Origin of the sequence: Planosporangium flavigriseum, from assembly GCF_011947225.1 — a bacterium.
Taxonomy (GTDB): Bacteria; Actinomycetota; Actinomycetes; order Mycobacteriales; family Micromonosporaceae; genus Planosporangium; species Planosporangium flavigriseum.
The window spans coordinates 354,139-370,861 of sequence record NZ_JAATVW010000003.1 but is presented as its reverse complement, the minus strand read 5'-3'; the positions used below and the strand labels follow the sequence as shown (position 1 = coordinate 370,861).

The 16,723-nt window shown below is 70.7% G+C and carries 13 protein-coding genes; 8 read left to right on the top strand and 5 right to left on the bottom strand.

Annotated elements, in window-relative coordinates; translation table 11 throughout:
* The first annotated feature begins 45 nt into the window (after positions 1 to 45).
* Positions 46 to 5,112, top strand: a complete 5,067-nt coding sequence (locus HC028_RS06800; RefSeq protein WP_168074066.1) for an NAD-glutamate dehydrogenase — start codon at positions 46 to 48, stop codon at positions 5,110 to 5,112.
* A 132-nt stretch (positions 5,113 to 5,244) separates the two neighbouring features.
* Positions 5,245 to 6,216, top strand: coding sequence for a PDDEXK family nuclease (locus tag HC028_RS06795; RefSeq protein ID WP_168074064.1), 972 nt, complete (start codon positions 5,245 to 5,247; stop codon positions 6,214 to 6,216).
* 16 nt (positions 6,217 to 6,232) lie between these two features.
* Here HC028_RS06795 and HC028_RS06790 read toward each other — a convergent pair whose 3' ends face one another.
* Entirely contained in the window at positions 6,233 to 7,672 is a 1,440-nt protein-coding gene (locus HC028_RS06790; protein WP_168074062.1) for a glycoside hydrolase family 3 protein, read from the bottom strand.
* Between the two features lie 131 nt (positions 7,673 to 7,803).
* Between HC028_RS06790 and HC028_RS06785 the strand changes: the two genes are divergently transcribed.
* The 5 genes from HC028_RS06785 (at position 7,804) to HC028_RS06765 (ending at position 12,883) form a co-directional block, all read left to right on the top strand.
* Positions 7,804 to 8,985, top strand: coding sequence for an ROK family transcriptional regulator (locus tag HC028_RS06785; RefSeq protein ID WP_168074060.1), 1,182 nt, complete (start codon positions 7,804 to 7,806; stop codon positions 8,983 to 8,985).
* A gap of 26 nt (positions 8,986 to 9,011) precedes the next feature.
* Positions 9,012 to 9,848, top strand: coding sequence for an ABC transporter ATP-binding protein (locus HC028_RS06780; protein ID WP_168074058.1), 837 nt, complete (start codon positions 9,012 to 9,014; stop codon positions 9,846 to 9,848).
* A 22-nt stretch (positions 9,849 to 9,870) separates the two neighbouring features.
* Positions 9,871 to 10,296: a YccF domain-containing protein gene (locus tag HC028_RS06775; protein WP_168074056.1), complete on the top strand. Its 426-nt coding sequence runs from the start codon at positions 9,871 to 9,873 to the stop codon at positions 10,294 to 10,296.
* A gap of 60 nt (positions 10,297 to 10,356) precedes the next feature.
* Entirely contained in the window at positions 10,357 to 11,130 is a 774-nt protein-coding gene (locus HC028_RS06770; RefSeq protein ID WP_168074054.1) for an enoyl-CoA hydratase/isomerase family protein, read from the top strand.
* Positions 11,131 to 11,260: 130 nt separating this feature from the next.
* Positions 11,261 to 12,883: an acetolactate synthase gene (locus tag HC028_RS06765; protein ID WP_168074052.1), complete on the top strand. Its 1,623-nt coding sequence runs from the start codon at positions 11,261 to 11,263 to the stop codon at positions 12,881 to 12,883.
* 5 nt (positions 12,884 to 12,888) lie between these two features.
* On the opposite strand, the gene HC028_RS06760 is transcribed toward HC028_RS06765, so the two are convergent.
* On the bottom strand, positions 12,889 to 14,382 hold the full coding sequence (locus HC028_RS06760; RefSeq protein WP_168074050.1) for a GAF domain-containing protein: 1,494 nt from the start codon (positions 14,380 to 14,382) through the stop codon (positions 12,889 to 12,891).
* 256 nt (positions 14,383 to 14,638) lie between these two features.
* On the opposite strand from HC028_RS06760, the gene HC028_RS06755 reads away from it, so the two are divergent.
* Positions 14,639 to 15,346: an HAD family hydrolase gene (locus HC028_RS06755; RefSeq protein WP_373313937.1), complete on the top strand. Its 708-nt coding sequence runs from the start codon at positions 14,639 to 14,641 to the stop codon at positions 15,344 to 15,346.
* Here HC028_RS06755 and HC028_RS06750 read toward each other — a convergent pair.
* From HC028_RS06750 to HC028_RS06740, 3 genes are read right to left on the bottom strand one after another with little or no spacing between them, the layout of a single operon-like run.
* Positions 15,343 to 15,744 (bottom strand): PLD nuclease N-terminal domain-containing protein, encoded by a 402-nt coding sequence (locus HC028_RS06750; protein WP_168074046.1) that lies wholly within the window; start codon positions 15,742 to 15,744, stop codon positions 15,343 to 15,345. The genes HC028_RS06755 and HC028_RS06750 overlap by 4 nt on opposite strands.
* A 55-nt stretch (positions 15,745 to 15,799) precedes the next feature.
* Positions 15,800 to 16,123 carry a DUF202 domain-containing protein gene (locus tag HC028_RS06745; protein ID WP_168074044.1) on the bottom strand — a complete coding sequence of 108 codons (324 nt, stop codon included), beginning with the start codon at positions 16,121 to 16,123 and terminating at the stop codon, positions 15,800 to 15,802.
* Positions 16,120 to 16,500 carry a YidH family protein gene (locus HC028_RS06740; protein WP_168074042.1) on the bottom strand — a complete coding sequence of 127 codons (381 nt, stop codon included), beginning with the start codon at positions 16,498 to 16,500 and terminating at the stop codon, positions 16,120 to 16,122. Before HC028_RS06740 ends, HC028_RS06745 begins: the two co-directional genes overlap by 4 nt.
* Between the last annotated feature and the right edge of the window lie 223 nt (positions 16,501 to 16,723).

Genomic DNA, 16,723 nt, shown 5'->3' with positions numbered 1-16,723 from the left:
ACAGACGGTCCCCCACAGCGTCGTGGGGGCGAGGGGAGTACACGCATGGACCGCGACACTGCGGCGGGTGTCGATGACGTGTCCGGCTCCGGGGCCCGGGTGGCCCAGGTCGGCCTGGACGCTGCGACTCTTGAGGAGACCCTGACCGGTACGGGAGGCCTCGACGCCGATCCGGCGAACGGTTGGCCGGGAGCCGACGGGGCGTTGAGCAGAGTCCAGAAGGCGGCCCCGGCGCACCGGCTGGAGGGTGGGCTCGCCGATGACGTCGAGCTCGAACACCCCCTACCGAACGCGGAGCGGCTGGTCACCGACGCGATAGCGCTGGCCACCGACACCGGCGACCGGGGCCTGGCCAAGCTGGTGGGGCACTACTGGCGGCTGGTCACCGACGAGGAACTGGTGGGGCGGACCGCGCCGGACCTGGTCGCCGCAACCGAGTCCCACCGGGAACTCGCCGGCGAGCGCCTGCGCGGCCAGTTGAAGCTGAGGGTCACCCCGGCGGCTGCCGCGGCCGAGCACACCGCGATCGAGATCGTCACCGACGACATGCCGTTCCTGGTGGACTCCGTGACCGCCGCGCTGTCGTCGGAGAACCTCGACATCCACCTGCTGGCCCACCCGCTGGTGGTGGTCCGCCGCGAGCCGCTCGGCGCGCTGCGCGAAATCCGTACCGGTGTGGAGCCCTCGGACGCCGACCCCGGTGACATTGTGGAGAGCTGGATGCGGATCGAGGTCGACCGCATCCGCGACGAGAAGACGCTCGAGCAGATCACCAACGACCTGAACCGGGTCCTCACCGACGTACGCGAGGCAGTCGAGGACTGGCCGAAGATGCGCCTGCAGGCGCTCGCGCTCGCCGACGAGCTGGCCGGAGCCCACCTGCCGGTGCCGGACAAGGACATCACCGACTCGGTCGAACTGCTGCGCTGGCTCGTCGACGACCACTTCACGTTCCTGGGCTACCGCGAGTACCGGCTCGTCGACTCCGGCGACGGCGAGCGGCTGCTGGAGGCCGTCCTCGGTACCGGCCTGGGCATCCTGCGCGCCGACCGGACCGCGCCGCGCGTGCTGTCGTCGATGACCCCCGAGGCGTACGCCAAGGCGCTCGAGAAGCGGCTGCTGATCATCACGAAGGCCAACTCGCGCGCCACCGTGCATCGCTCGGCGTACCTCGACTACGTCGGCTTCAAGATCTTCGACAATGACGGCAACGTCGTCGGCGAGCGTCGCTTCCTGGGCCTGTTCTCCTCGTCGGCCTACCGCACGAGCGTGCGCGACCTGCCGGTGGTCAAGCGGAAGGTCAACGAGGTCATCCAGCGTTCGGGGCTGTCCCCGCGCAGCCACTCCGGCAAGGACCTGCTGGAGATCCTGGAGACCTACCCGCGCGACGAGCTCTTCCAGATCGGCACCGAGGAGCTGTACCGCACGGTGATGGGCGTGCTGCGTACGGCGGGGCGGCGGCAACTGCGCCTGTTCCTGCGTCGCGACGCGTACGGGCGGTTCATCTCCTGCCTGGTCTACCTGCCGCGGGACCGGTTCACCACACCCAGCCGGCTCAAGCTCCAGGAAATCCTGCTGCGCGAGCTCAACGGCGTCGGGGTCGACTACACCACCCGGGTGTCGGAGTCGCTGCTCGCCCGGATCCACTTCATCGTGCGTACCGACCCGGCCAACCCGCCGCGCGACATCGACGTCGACGCGCTGATCCGCCAGCTGTCCGACGCCATTCGGCTGTGGGACGCGGACTTCAAGCTGGTGCTCGAACGCAAGCTCGGCGAGGAGCAGGCCAAGCGGCTGTGCCGGAGGTACAGCGACGCGCTGCCGGACGCGTACAAGGACGAGCACACCCCGCGCGAGGCGGCCAAGGACATCGCCAAGCTGGAACTGCTCGACGAGCCGGGTCAGCTCGCGATGCACGTGTACCGGCGCCGCTCCGACGACCGCGACGTCAGGTTCAAGGTCTTCCGGTACGGCGAGCCGATGATGCTGTCGACCGTGCTTCCGGTGCTGCACTCCCTCGGGGTGCGGGTGACCGACGAGCGCCCGTACGAGGTGCAGCGCGACGACGCGTCCATCTACCTGTACGACTTCGGCCTGAGCCTGCCGGCCGACGCCCGGGAGCTGGCCGACACCCGGCCGCACATGGAGAACGCGTTCTCGGCGGTGTGGCACGGCGAGGCGGAGATCGACGGATTCAACGCGCTGGTGCTCACCGCCGGGCTGACCTGGCGGCAGGTGGTGGTGCTGCGCGCGTACACCAAGTACCTGCGCCAGGCCGGCACGGTCTACTCGCAGGAGTACATGGAGGAGACGTTCCTGCAGTACCCGGGGATCGCGGCGCTGCTCGTGGCGCTGTTCGAGACCCGGTTCGACCCGCGGCTGCCGCTGTCCGAGGAAGACCGGGCCGCGCAGGCGCGGCAGCTCACCGAGGCGCTGGACAACCAGCTCGACGCGGTGACCAGCCTCGACCAGGACCGGATCCTGCGCGCCTACCTCAACCTGATCGCGGCGACCCTGCGTACGTCGTTCTTCCAGCGCAGCGGCGGGCGGCCCAAGTCGTACGTCGCCTTCAAGCTCGACCCGAAGCGGGTGCCGGACCTGCCGGAGCCCCGACCCAAGTACGAGATCTTCGTGTACTCGCCGCGCTTCGAGGGCGTGCACCTGCGCTTCGGCGACGTGGCGCGTGGCGGTTTGCGCTGGTCGGACCGGCGCGAGGACTTCCGGACCGAGATCCTGGGCCTGGTCAAGGCGCAGATGGTCAAGAACGCGGTGATCGTGCCGACCGGAGCGAAGGGCGGCTTCGTGCTCAAGCGCGCGGTGCCGTCCGCGGGCGGCACCGCGCGGGCGCCGGAGACCAGCGCCGACCGCGAGGCCTACCAGGCCGAGGGCGTCGAGTGCTACAAGCTGTTCATCTCGGCGATGCTCGACGTCACCGACAACCTCGACGGCGCCACGGTCGTCCCACCCGCCGAGGTGGTGCGCTACGACGACGATGACCCGTACCTGGTCGTGGCTGCGGACAAGGGCACGGCGAGCTTCTCCGACATCGCCAACGAGATCTCGCTCGAGCGCGGCTTCTGGATGGGCGACGCGTTCGCCTCCGGCGGCTCGGCCGGCTACGACCACAAGAAGATGGGCATCACCGCCCGCGGCGCGTGGGAGTCGGTCAAGCGGCACTTCCGGGAGCTCGGCCGCGACATCCAGAACGAGGACTTCACCGTCGTCGGGGTCGGCGACATGTCCGGCGACGTCTTCGGCAACGGGATGCTGCTCTCCGAGCACATCCGGCTGGTCGCCGCGTTCGACCACCGGCACATCTTCGTGGACCCGGCTCCCGACGCGGCGTCGTCGGATGAGGAGCGCCGCCGGCTCTTCGAGCTGCCCCGCTCGTCCTGGGCCGACTACGACACGTCCCGGATCTCCAAGGGCGGTGGCGTCTGGCCGCGTACCGCGAAGTCGATCCCGGTCTCCCCGGAGATGGGTGAGGCGCTCGGTCTCGACTCTGGCGTGACCTCACTGTCCCCGGTGGACCTGATCAAGGCGATTTTGAAGGCCCCGGTCGACCTACTGTGGAACGGTGGCATCGGCACGTACGTGAAGGCAAGCTCCGAGTCGCACGCCGAAGTCGGCGACAAAACCAACGACCCGGTCCGTGTCAACGGCCGTGACCTGCGGTGCAAGGTCGTCGGCGAGGGCGGCAACCTCGGGCTCACCCAGCGCGGCCGGGTCGAGTTCGCGAGTCGCGGTGGCTACATCTACACCGACTTCATCGACAACTCGGCCGGGGTGGACTGCTCCGACCACGAGGTCAACATCAAGATCCTGCTCGGGGCGGTGGACCTCGACTTCGAGCAGCGCAACGTTCTGCTGGCGGAGATGACCGACGAGGTCGGCGAGCTGGTCCTGCGCGACAACTACGCCCAGGCGTGCGCGCTGGGCAACGCCCGCGTCCAGAGCCGGTCGCTGCTGCCCGTGCACCGTCGCATGATCGCCGACCTGGAGCAGCGCGGGCAGCTCAACCGGGAGCTGGAGGCGCTGCCCGGTGACGACGAGATGGCCGCCCGGGCGGCCGAGGGGATCGGGCTGACCACGCCCGAGTTCGCGGTGCTGCTGTCGTACACGAAGATCGCCCTCGAACACGAGCTGCGCGACTCGGCCCTGCCGGACGAGGAGTGGACCGGCGAGGTGCTCGTCGACTACTTCCCGACACCGCTTCGCGAGCGGTACGCCGACCAGATGCGTGCGCACCCGCTGCGCCGCGAGATCGTGGTGACGCAGCTGGTCAACGAGGCGGTCAACCGCGGGGGTACGTCGTTCGCCTTCCGTGCCATGGAGGAGACCGGAGCGAGCGCGGCGGACGTCCTGCGGGCGTACGTGGTGGTCCGTGAGGTGTTCGGGCTGCGTGGCGTGTGGGAAGCGGTCGAGTCGCTCGACAACCAGGTGCACACCGAGGCGCAGACCGCCGTGTACCTGGAGATGCGCCGGCTGCTCGACCGGGCCGTACGGTGGCTCGTGTCCAACCGCCGCTCACCGCTGGACGTGCCCGCGGAGATCGCGCGCTTCCGGCCCGGCGTCACGGCGCTGCTGCCCAAGATGGGCACGCTGTTCCGGGGCCTCGAGCGCCGCGCGCTGCGCACCAACGTCGAGTCCATGGTCAAGCTCGGCCTGCCTGAGGCGGTCGCCGAGCACGCGACCCGCCTGTTCTACTCGTTCGGCCTGCTCGACATCGTGGAGACGACGCACACGACGGGCTGCTCGATCGACGAGGTGGCGGGCGTGTACTTCGCGCTCTCCGAGCGGTTGCGCGTCGACCCGCTGCTGTCGAAGATCTCGGCGCTGCCGCGGGAGGATCGCTGGCAGACCATGGCGCGGATGGCGCTGCGGTACGACCTGTACGCCGCCCTGGCCGGGCTGACCGCTGAGGTGCTCGCTGCCACGCCGAGTGGTGGCGACGCCGAGAAGCGGGTGCTGGAGTGGGAGCAGGCCAACACGGCGTCGATCGCCCGCATCGACAAGGCGATGGTCGAGTTCGACGAGACCGGGGCCGACCTGGCGGCGCTGTCGGTGCTCCTCCGCCAGATCCGCACGCTGGTGCGCACCACCGCAGCGTAGCGGCGGTCGTCCTCATGATCCTGAAAGATTCGGGGCGCTCCAGCGCCCCGAATCTTTCAGGATCATGGAGGCTGTGGATGAGCTGTCCACAGGGGCAGCGGGGAGCCGGCCGGTTCCAGCAGCCTGTACCGCGTGCTCGACGAGATTATGGAACGCCAGTGTGGTGCGCTGACGCGCCAGCAGGTGATTGACTGTGGTTTGACGCTTGACCACATCAAGGCTCAGCTTCGCGCGCAGCGGTGGCAGAGGCTTTTCCGCACCGTCTACGCGACGTTCAGCGGCACACCGCCACGCGATTGTCTACTGTGGGCGGCCGTGCTCTGTGCTGGCCCTGGTGCCGTTCTCAGCCACCAATCGGCTGCTGAGGTCATTGGTCTGGTTGACGGGCCGCAGAGTCCATTCCACGTCACCGTTCCGCCGAATCGGCGGGTGGCCGCCGTCTCCGGACTCGAGTTGCACAACTCAATCCGTGCTGAGTCGGCACGCCATCCGACGCGTCTACCGCCGCAGACGCGAATCGAGGAGACCGTGGTCGACCTGACACAGAGCAGCGATCGGTTGAGCGACGCGCTCGGCTGGGTCACTCGCGCATGTGGACGTCGAGTCACTCGGCCGGACCGGATCGCTGCGGCAATTGACGTGCGGAAGAAGGTGCGTTGGAGGACGGAGTTGCTTGCCGCGGTGAACGATGTAGCCGACGGCGCCCAGTCGCCTCTCGAACTGCGATACCTGCGTGATGTCGAGCGGGCGCATGGTCTGCCCCGCGGGAGCCGCCAGCACACGGTTGGTCGCGTCGGCGGCCGGTTCTACGACGATGTGCGATACGTCGAGTTCGGTGTGGTCGTGGAGTTGGATGGCCGGTCGGCTCACCCCGACGAGGCGAGGTGGCGCGACCTGCGCCGGGACAACGCCTCGGTCGTAGATGGAAGGCGGGTGCTGCGGTACGGCTGGGCCGATGTCACCGGGCAGCCGTGTGCGGTGGCAGCACAGGTGGCGACGGTGCTCCGGTTGGCCGGCTGGCGCGGCGTGGGACGCCGGTGCGGTCCAGCTTGCCTCATGATCATGAAGGATTCGGGGCGTCCCAGCACCCCGAATCCTTCATGATCATGAGGAGGGGGGGTCAGGGGAAGAGGGTGCGGGCGGCGGCGCGGCCGTTGGCGCGACTCGCGCCGTGCGTCGTCACGAACGCTCGTGCGCTGCGAGGGCGCCACTTCGACGGCCAGCCCATCTCGACCACGATCACGGGAGCCATGGCGGCCACGGACTCGATGAGGGCGGGCGCGCCGGGCAGCCGGTGCAGGTTCCGCCCGACGAACACGATCGACCGGTCCCCGGCCCGCCGCGTCAGGCTCACCGCATCGCACTGGGCCGGCGTCGCCCGGATCTGTTCCGTGGAGTCCAGGTGCGGGCCGAGGCCCCACGGCACGTGGCCGATCGCGGCGGACGACGCGGCTTCCAGTTGGACGACCAGGGGAGCGCCGAGGCCGTCGAGTGAGCCCTCGACCCGTACGGCTCCCAGGGCGGCCGGGTAGCCGATGTCCGGGTCGACGGAGCCCGGGACGGGCCGCGCCCACGCGGCCAGCGCCGCGACCCGCTCGGCGGCCTCCTCGACGCGGGTGAGCGGCAGCCGACCGTCGCCGATGGCCGTCACGATCTCGGCGGCGACACCCTCGACCAAGTCAAGATCCACGCGGGCGCCGATGCAGAGCAGGTCACAGCCGGCGGCGAGGGCCAGCGCGGCCGCCTGCGGGATGCTGCCGGCGTAGTCGACCGAGCCGCGCATCTCCAGCGCGTCGCTGATCACCACCCCGGCGAAGCCGATCTCCCGGCGCAGCAGGTCGACCAGGGCCGGCTGGCTGAAGGTGGCAGGCAGCGCCCCGGTCAGCGCGGGCACCCGGATGTGCGCGGTCATGATCGTTCGTACTCCGGCGGAGACCGCCGCGACGAACGGCGGGAGCTCCCGGGTGCGCAAAACCCCGACGGGCGCGTCTACCACCGGTAACTCGAGGTGGGAGTCGGTGACGGTCGCGCCGTGACCGGGGAAGTGTTTGGCGCACGCCGCGACGCCGACCTCCTGCAGTCCGGTGACGGCCGCCGCGGCGTGCGCAGCGACGCGAGCCGGGTCGGCGCCGAAACTGCGGGTACCGATGACGGGGTTGTCGTCGTCGGTGTTGACGTCGACGTCCGGCGCGATGTCGAGGTCGATGCTCAGGGAGGCGAGTTCGGCGCCGATGGCGCGGTAGATGCGCCGGGTGAGGTCGGTGTCGTCGACCATTCCGAGCGCGGCGTTGCCGGGGTACGGGCTGCCGCCGGCATGGGCGAGCCGGGTGACGTCGCCGCCCTCCTCGTCGATGCCGATCAGTACGTCGGCCCGGGCCGCGCGCAGACCGGCCGTGAGTGCGGCGAGTTGCGGGTGGTCGACGACGTTGAACCCGAACAGCACGTGGCCGGCGAGCCCGTCGGAGATCAGGTCGGTGGCCCAATCCGGAGCGCTGGGGCCGGGGAACGACGCAAGGAGGGTTCGCAGGGCGAGCCGTCGCAGACCGGCATCAATCGCCACGATCTCTCCCTCGCTGATCCGACCCCTGCACCGAGGTGTCCGGGCTCGGATGCCAGCCCGTACGCTAACTCTATTCTTAAGCTGATCACAGTGATTAGTAAAGCTTGTTAAGCATTTAAGGTCGTTATCCCATGAGTCGAGCTCCTATCCCCGGTACGCCCCGCCTGCTGCGCGCCCTCAACGACCGCGCAGCCCTTGAGCTGTTGCTCGCCAAGGGCCCGCTCACGCGCGCGCAACTGGGGGAGCTCACCGGATTGTCCAAGGTCACTGCCTCGCAGTTGGTCGAACGGCTAGAGGAGCGCGGTCTCGTCACCCGCGTGGGCGAGCTCGCCGGCGGACGCGGCCCCAATGCCCAGATGTACGCGGTCGTACCGGCCACCGCGTACGTCGTCGGGGTCGAGGTCGGGCCGCAGCACGTGGTCGCCGCCGCCGCCGACATCACCGGGACGGTCGCCGGCCGGGTGGACGTCGAGATCGGGGACGCCGACGACCCGGTACGCGTCGTGCACTCCGCCGTCGTCCAGGCAGCCGAGGCCGCCGGAGCGCCGCTGGAGCGGGTACGCCGCATCGTTCTCGGTACCCCGGGCCTGGTCGACCCGCGGTCCGGCGAGATCTCGTTCGCCTGGGACCTGCCGAAGTGGCACCGGGGCCTGCTCGCGGCGCTCCGCGAGGACCTCGATCGCCCGGTCGTGTTCGAGAACGACGTCAACCTCGCCGCCATCGCCGAGCAGCACACCGGCGCCGCCGCCGGCGTCTCCGACTTCGTGCTCGTCTGGATCGGCCGGGGGGTCGGCCTCGCGGTGGTCCTCGGTGGCCGCCTGCACCGTGGCGCGACCGGCGCCGCGGGCGAGATCGGATACCTGCCGGTGCCGGGCTCGGAGGTGCCGCGCGACGTCTCCCGGCGGTCCAAGGGCTCGTTCCAGCAGCTCATCGGCGCCGACGCGGTCCGTGCGGTAGCCCGCGAGCACGGGTTCAAGGCCTCCAGCGGCGCGGACGCGGTACGCGCCGCGATCGCCGCGGGCACCCGCGGCGGTCCGGTCCTCGACGAGATCGCCCGCCGGATCGCGCTCGGGGTCGCCGCTGTCGGTGTCGTCCTCGACCCGGCGCTGGTCGTCCTCGCCGGTGACATCGGCCAGGCCGGCAGCGCGGCGCTGGCCCAGCGGGTGCAGCACGAGGTCGCCGCGATCTCGCTCGCCTCGCCGCGGGTGGTGAGCACCGAGGTGGGTGGCGAGCCGGTGCTCAACGGGGCGCTGCTGACCGGGCTGGAGGCCGTACGCGAAGAGGTCTTCGGCTCGACCATCAACGGCTCCTGACACCCGCGGATCGGCGGCGTGATTGGATGGGCGGCGTGTTTGCGCCTGCTCAGCCCGTGACAGCACCGGCACCCGTGGACCAGGACATCGTGATCGCCGTCGACTCGGTGAGCGTGCGGCGGGGAAACACCTATCTCGTACGGGACGTCAACTGGCGCGTCGAACTCGACGAGCGCTGGGTGGTGCTCGGCCCCAACGGCGCCGGGAAGACGACACTGCTCAGCCTGGCGTCCGCGCGGCTGCACCCGACCCAGGGCACCGTGCACGTGCTGGGGGAGCGGCTCGGCCGGGTCGACCTCCACGAGTTGCGTACCCGGATCGGCCTGGCCAGCGCCACGGTCGCCGAGCGCATCCCGCCGGACGAGACCGTACGCAACGTCGTGGTGACCGCGTCGTACTCGGTGCTGGGCCGGTGGCGGGAGAGCTACGACCGGATGGACGTGGCGCGGGCCGACGCGCTGCTGTCGCAGCTGGGCATGGCGGCGCTGGCCGACCGCGCGTACGGGACCCTGAGCGAGGGTGAGCGCAAGCGGACCCAGATCGCGCGGGCCCTGATGACCGACCCGGAACTGCTGCTGCTCGACGAGCCGGCGGCAGGGCTCGACCTGGGCGGCCGGGAGGACCTGGTACGCCGGCTCGGCGAGTTGGCGCAGGACCCGGACGCGCCGGCCATGGTGCTGGTGACCCACCACGTCGAGGAGATCCCGCCGGGCTTCACGCACGCGCTGCTGGTACGTGAGGGCGGTGTCGTCGCGGCGGGCCTGCTGCGCGACACCCTGACCGCGGAGAACCTGTCGAAGACGTTCGGGCTGCCACTGGCGGTCACGGTCACCGACGGAAGGTACGCGGCCCGGGCGATTTGAGTCCGCCGCGCACTATTGAGGTGTGCGGTTCGTTCTGAACATCCTCTGGCTGATCTTCGGTGGCCTGCTGCTCGCCCTCGGGTACGCGGTCGCCGGGCTGATCTGCTTCCTGCTGATCGTCACGATCCCGTTCGGCCTCGCGTCGTTCCGGATGGCCAACTACGCGCTGTGGCCGTTCGGGCGCACGGTGGTGCCGAAGCGGAGCGCGGGCGTCGCCTCGGCCCTCGGCAACGTGATCTGGTTCCTCGTCGCCGGCTGGTGGCTCGCGCTCGGCCACATTCTGACCGCCATCGCGCAGGCGATCACGATCATCGGCATCCCGCTGGCGATCGCCAACCTCAAGCTCGTACCCGTGTCGCTGTTCCCGCTCGGACACGAGATCGTCGATGTCGACGAGCGGTGGACGGATGCGCGCCGCTCGCCGATACGGTCGGCGGGGGCCCGGTAAGCGCACCCGACACATCGATAGGCTGCCGCCAGGTCACGACGACGTGAGGAGGCTGGCGTAGTGGGAGAGCTCGTACGTCTGGAGACGGCGGACGGCATCGGCACGATCCGGTTGGAGCGGCCGCCGATGAACGCGCTCAACATCCAGGTCCAGGAGGAGTTGCGGGAGGCCGCACACCAGGCGAGCGTCGACGACGCGGTGCGCGCCGTCATCGTGTACGGCGGGGAGAAGGTCTTCGCCGCAGGCGCGGACATCAAGGAGATGGCGGGCATGGGGTACGCCGACATGGCCCCCCGCGCGCAGGAGATCTCCCGCGCCATCGACGCGGTCGCCCGCATTCCCAAGCCCGTCGTCGCGGCCATCACCGGCTACGCCCTGGGCGGCGGTTGCGAGCTCGCCCTCGCCTGCGACTGGCGCATCGCCGCCGCCGACGCGAAGCTCGGCCAGCCCGAGATCAACCTGGGCATCATCCCGGGGGCGGGCGGCACCCAGCGGCTGGCCCGGCTGGTCGGCCCGGCGAAGGCCAAGGACCTGTGCATGTCGGGCCGGTTCGTCGACGCCGACGAGGCGCTGAGCATGGGGCTGGTCGACAAGGTCGTGCCGGCCGGCGAGGTGTACGGCGCGGCCGTGGCGATGATGCAGAAGTACGTCTCCGGGCCGGCGCTGGCGCTGCGGGCGGTGAAGCTGGCGGTGGACCGCGGTCTGGACATGGACCTGGCCTCGGGGCTGGCGTGGGAGAGCGAGTTGTTCGCCGCGCTGTTCGCCACCGAGGACCGGACCGAGGGCATGGCGGCGTTCGTCGAGAAGCGCAAGCCGGAGTTCCGCGGACGCTAGGCCGAGGATCTCCCCGATCCTGGACGCCTAGGCCGCCGATAGCCGGCCCAGGCGTCCAAGATCGGGCCGTAGCGCGATCTACTTACTCGGCGGTAACCTACGCGGGCGGTACGCGACAGGAGGAGCGGCGATGACGGAGCGGTACGAAGGCCATGGCGGGGAGCTTGCCCTCGCGACGCTTGCGGCCTTCGGCGTCACCGAGATGTTCACGCTCTCGGGCGGGCACGTCTTTCCGCTGTACGACGCGGCGCAGCGCGCCGACGTGCGGCTGGTGGATGTACGCCACGAGCAGTCGGCGGTCTTCGCCGCGGAGGCGGTCGCGAAGCTCCAGCGCCGAGCGTCGCTGGCCGTCCTCACCGCCGGCCCCGGCGTCACCAACGGCATCTCCGGGTTGACGAGCGCGCACTTCAACGCGTCCCCGGTCGTCGTGATGGGTGGCCGGGCGCCGCAGTTTCGCTGGGGCTCGGGCAGCCTCCAGGAGATGGACCACCTGCCGCTGGTCCGACCGGTGACCAAGCACGCGGAGACGGTGTTCGCGACCGAGGACATCCCGGCGAAGGTGCACGAGGCGGCCACCATCGCGCTCACCGCCCACCGTGGCCCGGTCTTTCTCGACTTCCCGCTCGAAGTGATCTTCTCTCGCGCCGAGGTCAACCTCCCCGGCCCGGTCGACGTCCCGGTGATCGAGCCCGACCCGGACGAGGTGGCGAAGGCGGCGGCCCTGCTCGCGGGCGCGCAGCGGCCGGTCATCATCGCGGGGTCCGACGTCTACACCGGCAACGCCGTGACCGCGCTGCGCGAGGCCGCCGAGGCGCTGCGGATACCCGTGTTCACCAACGGGATGGGGCGCGGCGCGCTGCCGCCGGAGCACCCGCTCGCGTTCGCCAAGGCCCGGCGGGTCGCCATGTCGGGCGCCGACGTGGTGTGCGTGATCGGCACCCCGCTCGACTTCCGGCTCGGCTTCGGCGAGTTCGGTGACGCCCAGGTCGTACACATCGTGGACGCGCCGTCGCAGAAGGCCGCGCACGTGTCGCCGGCCGCCTCGCCCGCCGGCGATCTGCGCCTGATCCTGTCCAACCTCGCCGATTACGCCGGTGTGCGGGCCGACCACGAGGACTGGGTCGCGACCCTGCGCGCCGCGGAGGATGCCGCGAAGGCCAAGGAGGTCGACGCCCTCGAGGCGGACACCGACCCGATCAAGCCCAGCCGGGTCTACGGCGAACTGCGCAAGGTGCTCGACCGCGACGCCGTCACGATCGGCGACGGTGGAGACTTCGTGTCCTACGCGGGCAAGTACCTGGAGCCGGCCCAGCCGGGCACCTGGCTGGACCCGGGCCCGTACGGGTGCCTGGGCACCGGCATGGGGTACGCGATGGGCGCCCGGGTCACCTACCCGGACCGGCAGATCTGCGTCCTGATGGGCGACGGCGCGGCCGGCTTCTCGCTGATGGACGTCGAGTCGCTGGTACGCCAGAACCTGCCGGTCGTGATCGTGGTCGGCAACAACGGCATCTGGGGCTTGGAGAAGCACCCGATGCGGATGATGTACGGCTACGACGTCGCCGCCGACCTCCAGGCCGGCCTGCGCTACGACGACGTCGTCCGCGCGCTGGGCGGCGCCGGCGAGACCGTGGAGAAGGCCGGCGACCTCGGTCCGGCGCTGCGGCGCGCGTTCGACTCCGGCGTGCCGTACCTGGTGAACGTGCTGACCGACCCGGAGGACGCGTACCCGCGCTCGTCGAACCTGGCGTAAACGCTTTACCGGCCGCTGAACTCCTGGGCCATCGCGGCCTGCCGCTCGAGCACCTCGGTGATGCGGGTCTGCACGGCGTCCATCCTGCCGATGATCTCGCTCGTGGCGTGGATGCCGGTGGCGACGGCGCCGGTGTTCGACTGGATGGCCGCGATCTGCTCGGCGACCTTCTCGGTGGCCTCGGCGGTCTCCCGGGCCAGGTCCTTGACCTCGCTGGCCACCACGGCGAAGCCCTTGCCGACCTCGCCGGCGCGGGCGGCTTCGATCGTGGCGTTGAGCGCGAGGAGGTTGGTCTGCTGCGCGATCGCTGAAATGATCTTGATGACGTCGCCGACGGCGGTCGAGGCCTGGCTCAGCGAGTCGACCTCGCCGGTCATCGTGTCCGCCCGCGACACCGCCTCGTCGGCCACCCGGGCGGCGTCCTCGGTCGCCGCGCGAAGCTGGGAGACGGTGTCCAACAGGGCACGCGCGCTGGCCGCCTCGACCTCGGCCCGGTACAGGTCGTCCAGCCGCTGCGAGATCAGTTGCTGCACGTCGCGGAGCGCCGACATGCGCGAGTCCGACAGTTCGACCGCTTCGGTGGCGAAGAAGTCCATCGTGGCGATGACCTTGTCACCGCGCATGACCGGGAAGCAGATGCCGGAGCGGAACCCGGTGCGGCGCGCGGCCGCCACCCGTACGCAGTCGGTCAGTTCGGCGAGGTCGTTGACGAACACGAGGTCGCGCTCGTGCCACGCCCGTCCGGACAGTCCTTCGCCCTCGGCAAAAGTCGCCGCCGTCGTCGCCGTGCGGAACTCGTCGCTCACCGACCCCGACTCGGCGCCGAGCCGGAGGACGTTCGCGGTCTCGTCAAGCATCCAGCACGACCCGTACGACCAGCCGAACGCGGTGCGCACACTCCCGGTGGCGACCCGGAGGGCGGTGTCGACATCGTTCGCCTCGCTGAGCTGGCTCACCACGGCGGTCACCGCCTGCCGGTCGTCGGCGACCTTCTTGAGCCGTCCGGCCGCGATCGCGCCGAGCAGGCCCTTCTCGGCGATGCGACCGACAGCCAGCACCTTGTCCAGGCGGGCGCCGTGCAGCCCGACGGACTCCGGCGCGAAGTACTCGATGGCGGCGACGACCCGCCCGTCCGCGACGATCGGGGTGAAGATCGCGGTTGACGCACCGGCCTGGTGCGCCGACACACAGCGCGGGCAGTCGCGAGCTTCGGCGAGGTCACGGACGACGACCGCCCGGCGCGACCGGATCGCCTCGGTAACCCGGACGGCGCTCGGTGCGCTCGAGGCTGTCGGCATGTGCTCCGCCAACGCGCCGGTCTCGTGGCGCAGTTCCAGGTGGCCGGTCGGGTCCACCCGCCATACGCTGCCGTAGCTGAAGCCCATCGCCCCGACGAAGCTGTCGATGAAGATGCGGTACGCGCCGGCCTCGTCGACGGCCGCGTCCAGGTTCAACAGCAGTTGCTCAAGGGCCTCCAGGTCGCGGGGGACAGGCTTCATCGGCCCGGCCTGCCTGGCCGCGCGACGTTTGGCACCGAACATGCGCCCGCTCCGGATCCTGGGTTGCGCCACCGGCCCTGTGCAGGTTTGCGCTCTATGCACAGTGTCGGCTGTTGTGCCGCAGGGATGAGGGATCAGGCGGCCCTTAATATCTGGGCATAACATGTGCTGAAAGTCACGCCGCGTTCATATTTGCGCCGTATCAGAGTGCTCCACTGGACCGAACCCCCGGAACCGATTTGCGACAACGAAGGGTGTGGGAGTGGCGCGCTGGCAGGTTGTCTGTATCGATATGGCGGGGACTACCATCCGCGATGAAGGCCTGGTTGACCAGGCCTTTACCGTGGCGGTCGCCGGCCAGGGGGTTGCTCCGGGGACGGTGGAGTACGACCGGATGCGGACGGTGGTCCGCAAGACCCAGGGGCAGAGCAAGATCGAAATTTTTCGGCTGCTGCTCGGCGGGGATGAACGGCGGGCGCGGGCGGCCAACGAGACGTTCGAAGAGGCGTACGGGCTCCTCGTCGACGAGGGCGCCGTCACTCCGATCCCGGGGGCGGCCGAGGCGATCGAGGCGGTCCGCGCCGACGGTGTGAAGGTGGCGCTGATGACCGGCTTCGCGAGGACGACCCGGGAGGCGATCATCGACGCCATCGGCTGGCGGGGCCTGGTCGATCTGGCGATCTCGCCGGCAGACGCCGGTCGTGGCCGGCCGTACCCGGACCAGGTGCTCGTGGCGGCACTGCGGCTGGGCGTGGCGGACGTGCGCCGGGTAGCCGTCGTGGGGGACACCCCGCTCGACATGATCGCCGGCTGCCGCGCCGGCGCCGGTCTCGTCGCGGGAGTACTCACCGGGGACTGCGATCGGCCCACGCTGCTCGCCGCCGGCGCGACCCAGGTGCTCGGTTCGGTGGTCGAGGTCCCGAGCCTGCTGGGCGTCGGGCAGCGGCTCCCGCAGCCGGCCTAGCCCTCGGTCTCGTCCGTCGACTGTCGCCGGCGTAACTCCTCCTCGCGCCGGCGCAGGTCCTCCTCCCAGCGGCGCAGCAGATCCTCGTCGTCGCGCCGGGTGCGCGCGGCGAGGTCGCGGAGGAACTCGGGGTCGTCGTCGGGGGCGAGGGGCCGGGAGTTCTCGGGAAATCCCGAGCCGGCCCGCCGGCGCCCTGGTCGGGCTGCGGCCTCGCGCTGCGGCCGCCCCGCGACGAACCACGCGATGGCGCCGACCGGTGAGAGGAACAGGATGATCAGCACCCAGGCCGCCTTCGGCAGCGCGCGGATCTCGTAGTCCTCAGCGGACAGGCAGCCGATCAGGGCGACGACCAGGAGTATCAGGTCGACGAGCGCGAACAAGACGAACAGGCGCGTCATGGCGCTTATCATCGCGCAGATCCCAGCCCGGGCGTAGGCCCGTGCGGAGCGCGTCTCAGCCTCCGGGCAGGGCCATGAGAAGCGCGCCGAGCAGGGCGTACCCGGCGACGGCGGCCGCGAGCACCGCCGGTACCCGGCCGGCGGCGGTCGGCCGGGGGGCGGCCAGGGCCTTGATCCGCCGTTGGCATGCCGTGACGACCGCGAGCCAGAGCAGTGCCACGGCGGCCACGCACAGTGCCCCGTACGCGGTCAGCCGGGTGCCGACCGCCAGCCGGGCGGCCAGTACGGACACCGCCGTCGCGGCCAGGGCCGTCCGTCGCCAGGCCAGCCGCGTACGCTCGGGCTGCAGTCCCCGGTCGCCGCGGTTTTCGCCGTTCACGTGCCGACGATTCCGGCGAGGACCATCGCCACGAGGGCGCCGGCGCCGAATGCGACCAGCAGGGCGAGGACGGCGGGGAAGCGGGACGGTGGCAGTTCGCCGCCCTGGCGGATGGCCCGTTCGCTGCGCGCCCAGTGGTCGAGCGCGCGTACGGCGACGAGGCCGCCGAGCGTGAACAGGGCGAGCGCGAGCGCGTCGCGGGCGATCCCGCCGGACAGGAACTGCGCGACCGCGAGGCCGCCGCCGATTAGCGCGAGCCCGGTGCGCAGCCAGGCCAGGAAGGTGCGCTCGTTCGCCAGGGAGAAGCGGTAGTCGGGTCGTTCACCGACCCGGTTGCTGTCGCTCGGGTCGAACCACGTGCGTATGGAGCTGATCACGCCGCGATTATGTGCCCCACAGTGCCCGGACCCGCCGGCGCACGCACTCCTCGCGCGGTAGTCCGCACGTACACCGGGGGTTGCCGACCTGTACCCGGTGGCGCACGGGCGCTTCCGAATCGTCCGGTACCGAGATGACGACCGGTACGAAGAAACCTGACATATCAGACGCGGGCTCCATTGTGCCTCCTGACTGGAGAACGGTGAGCCGAGTCACGCAGGT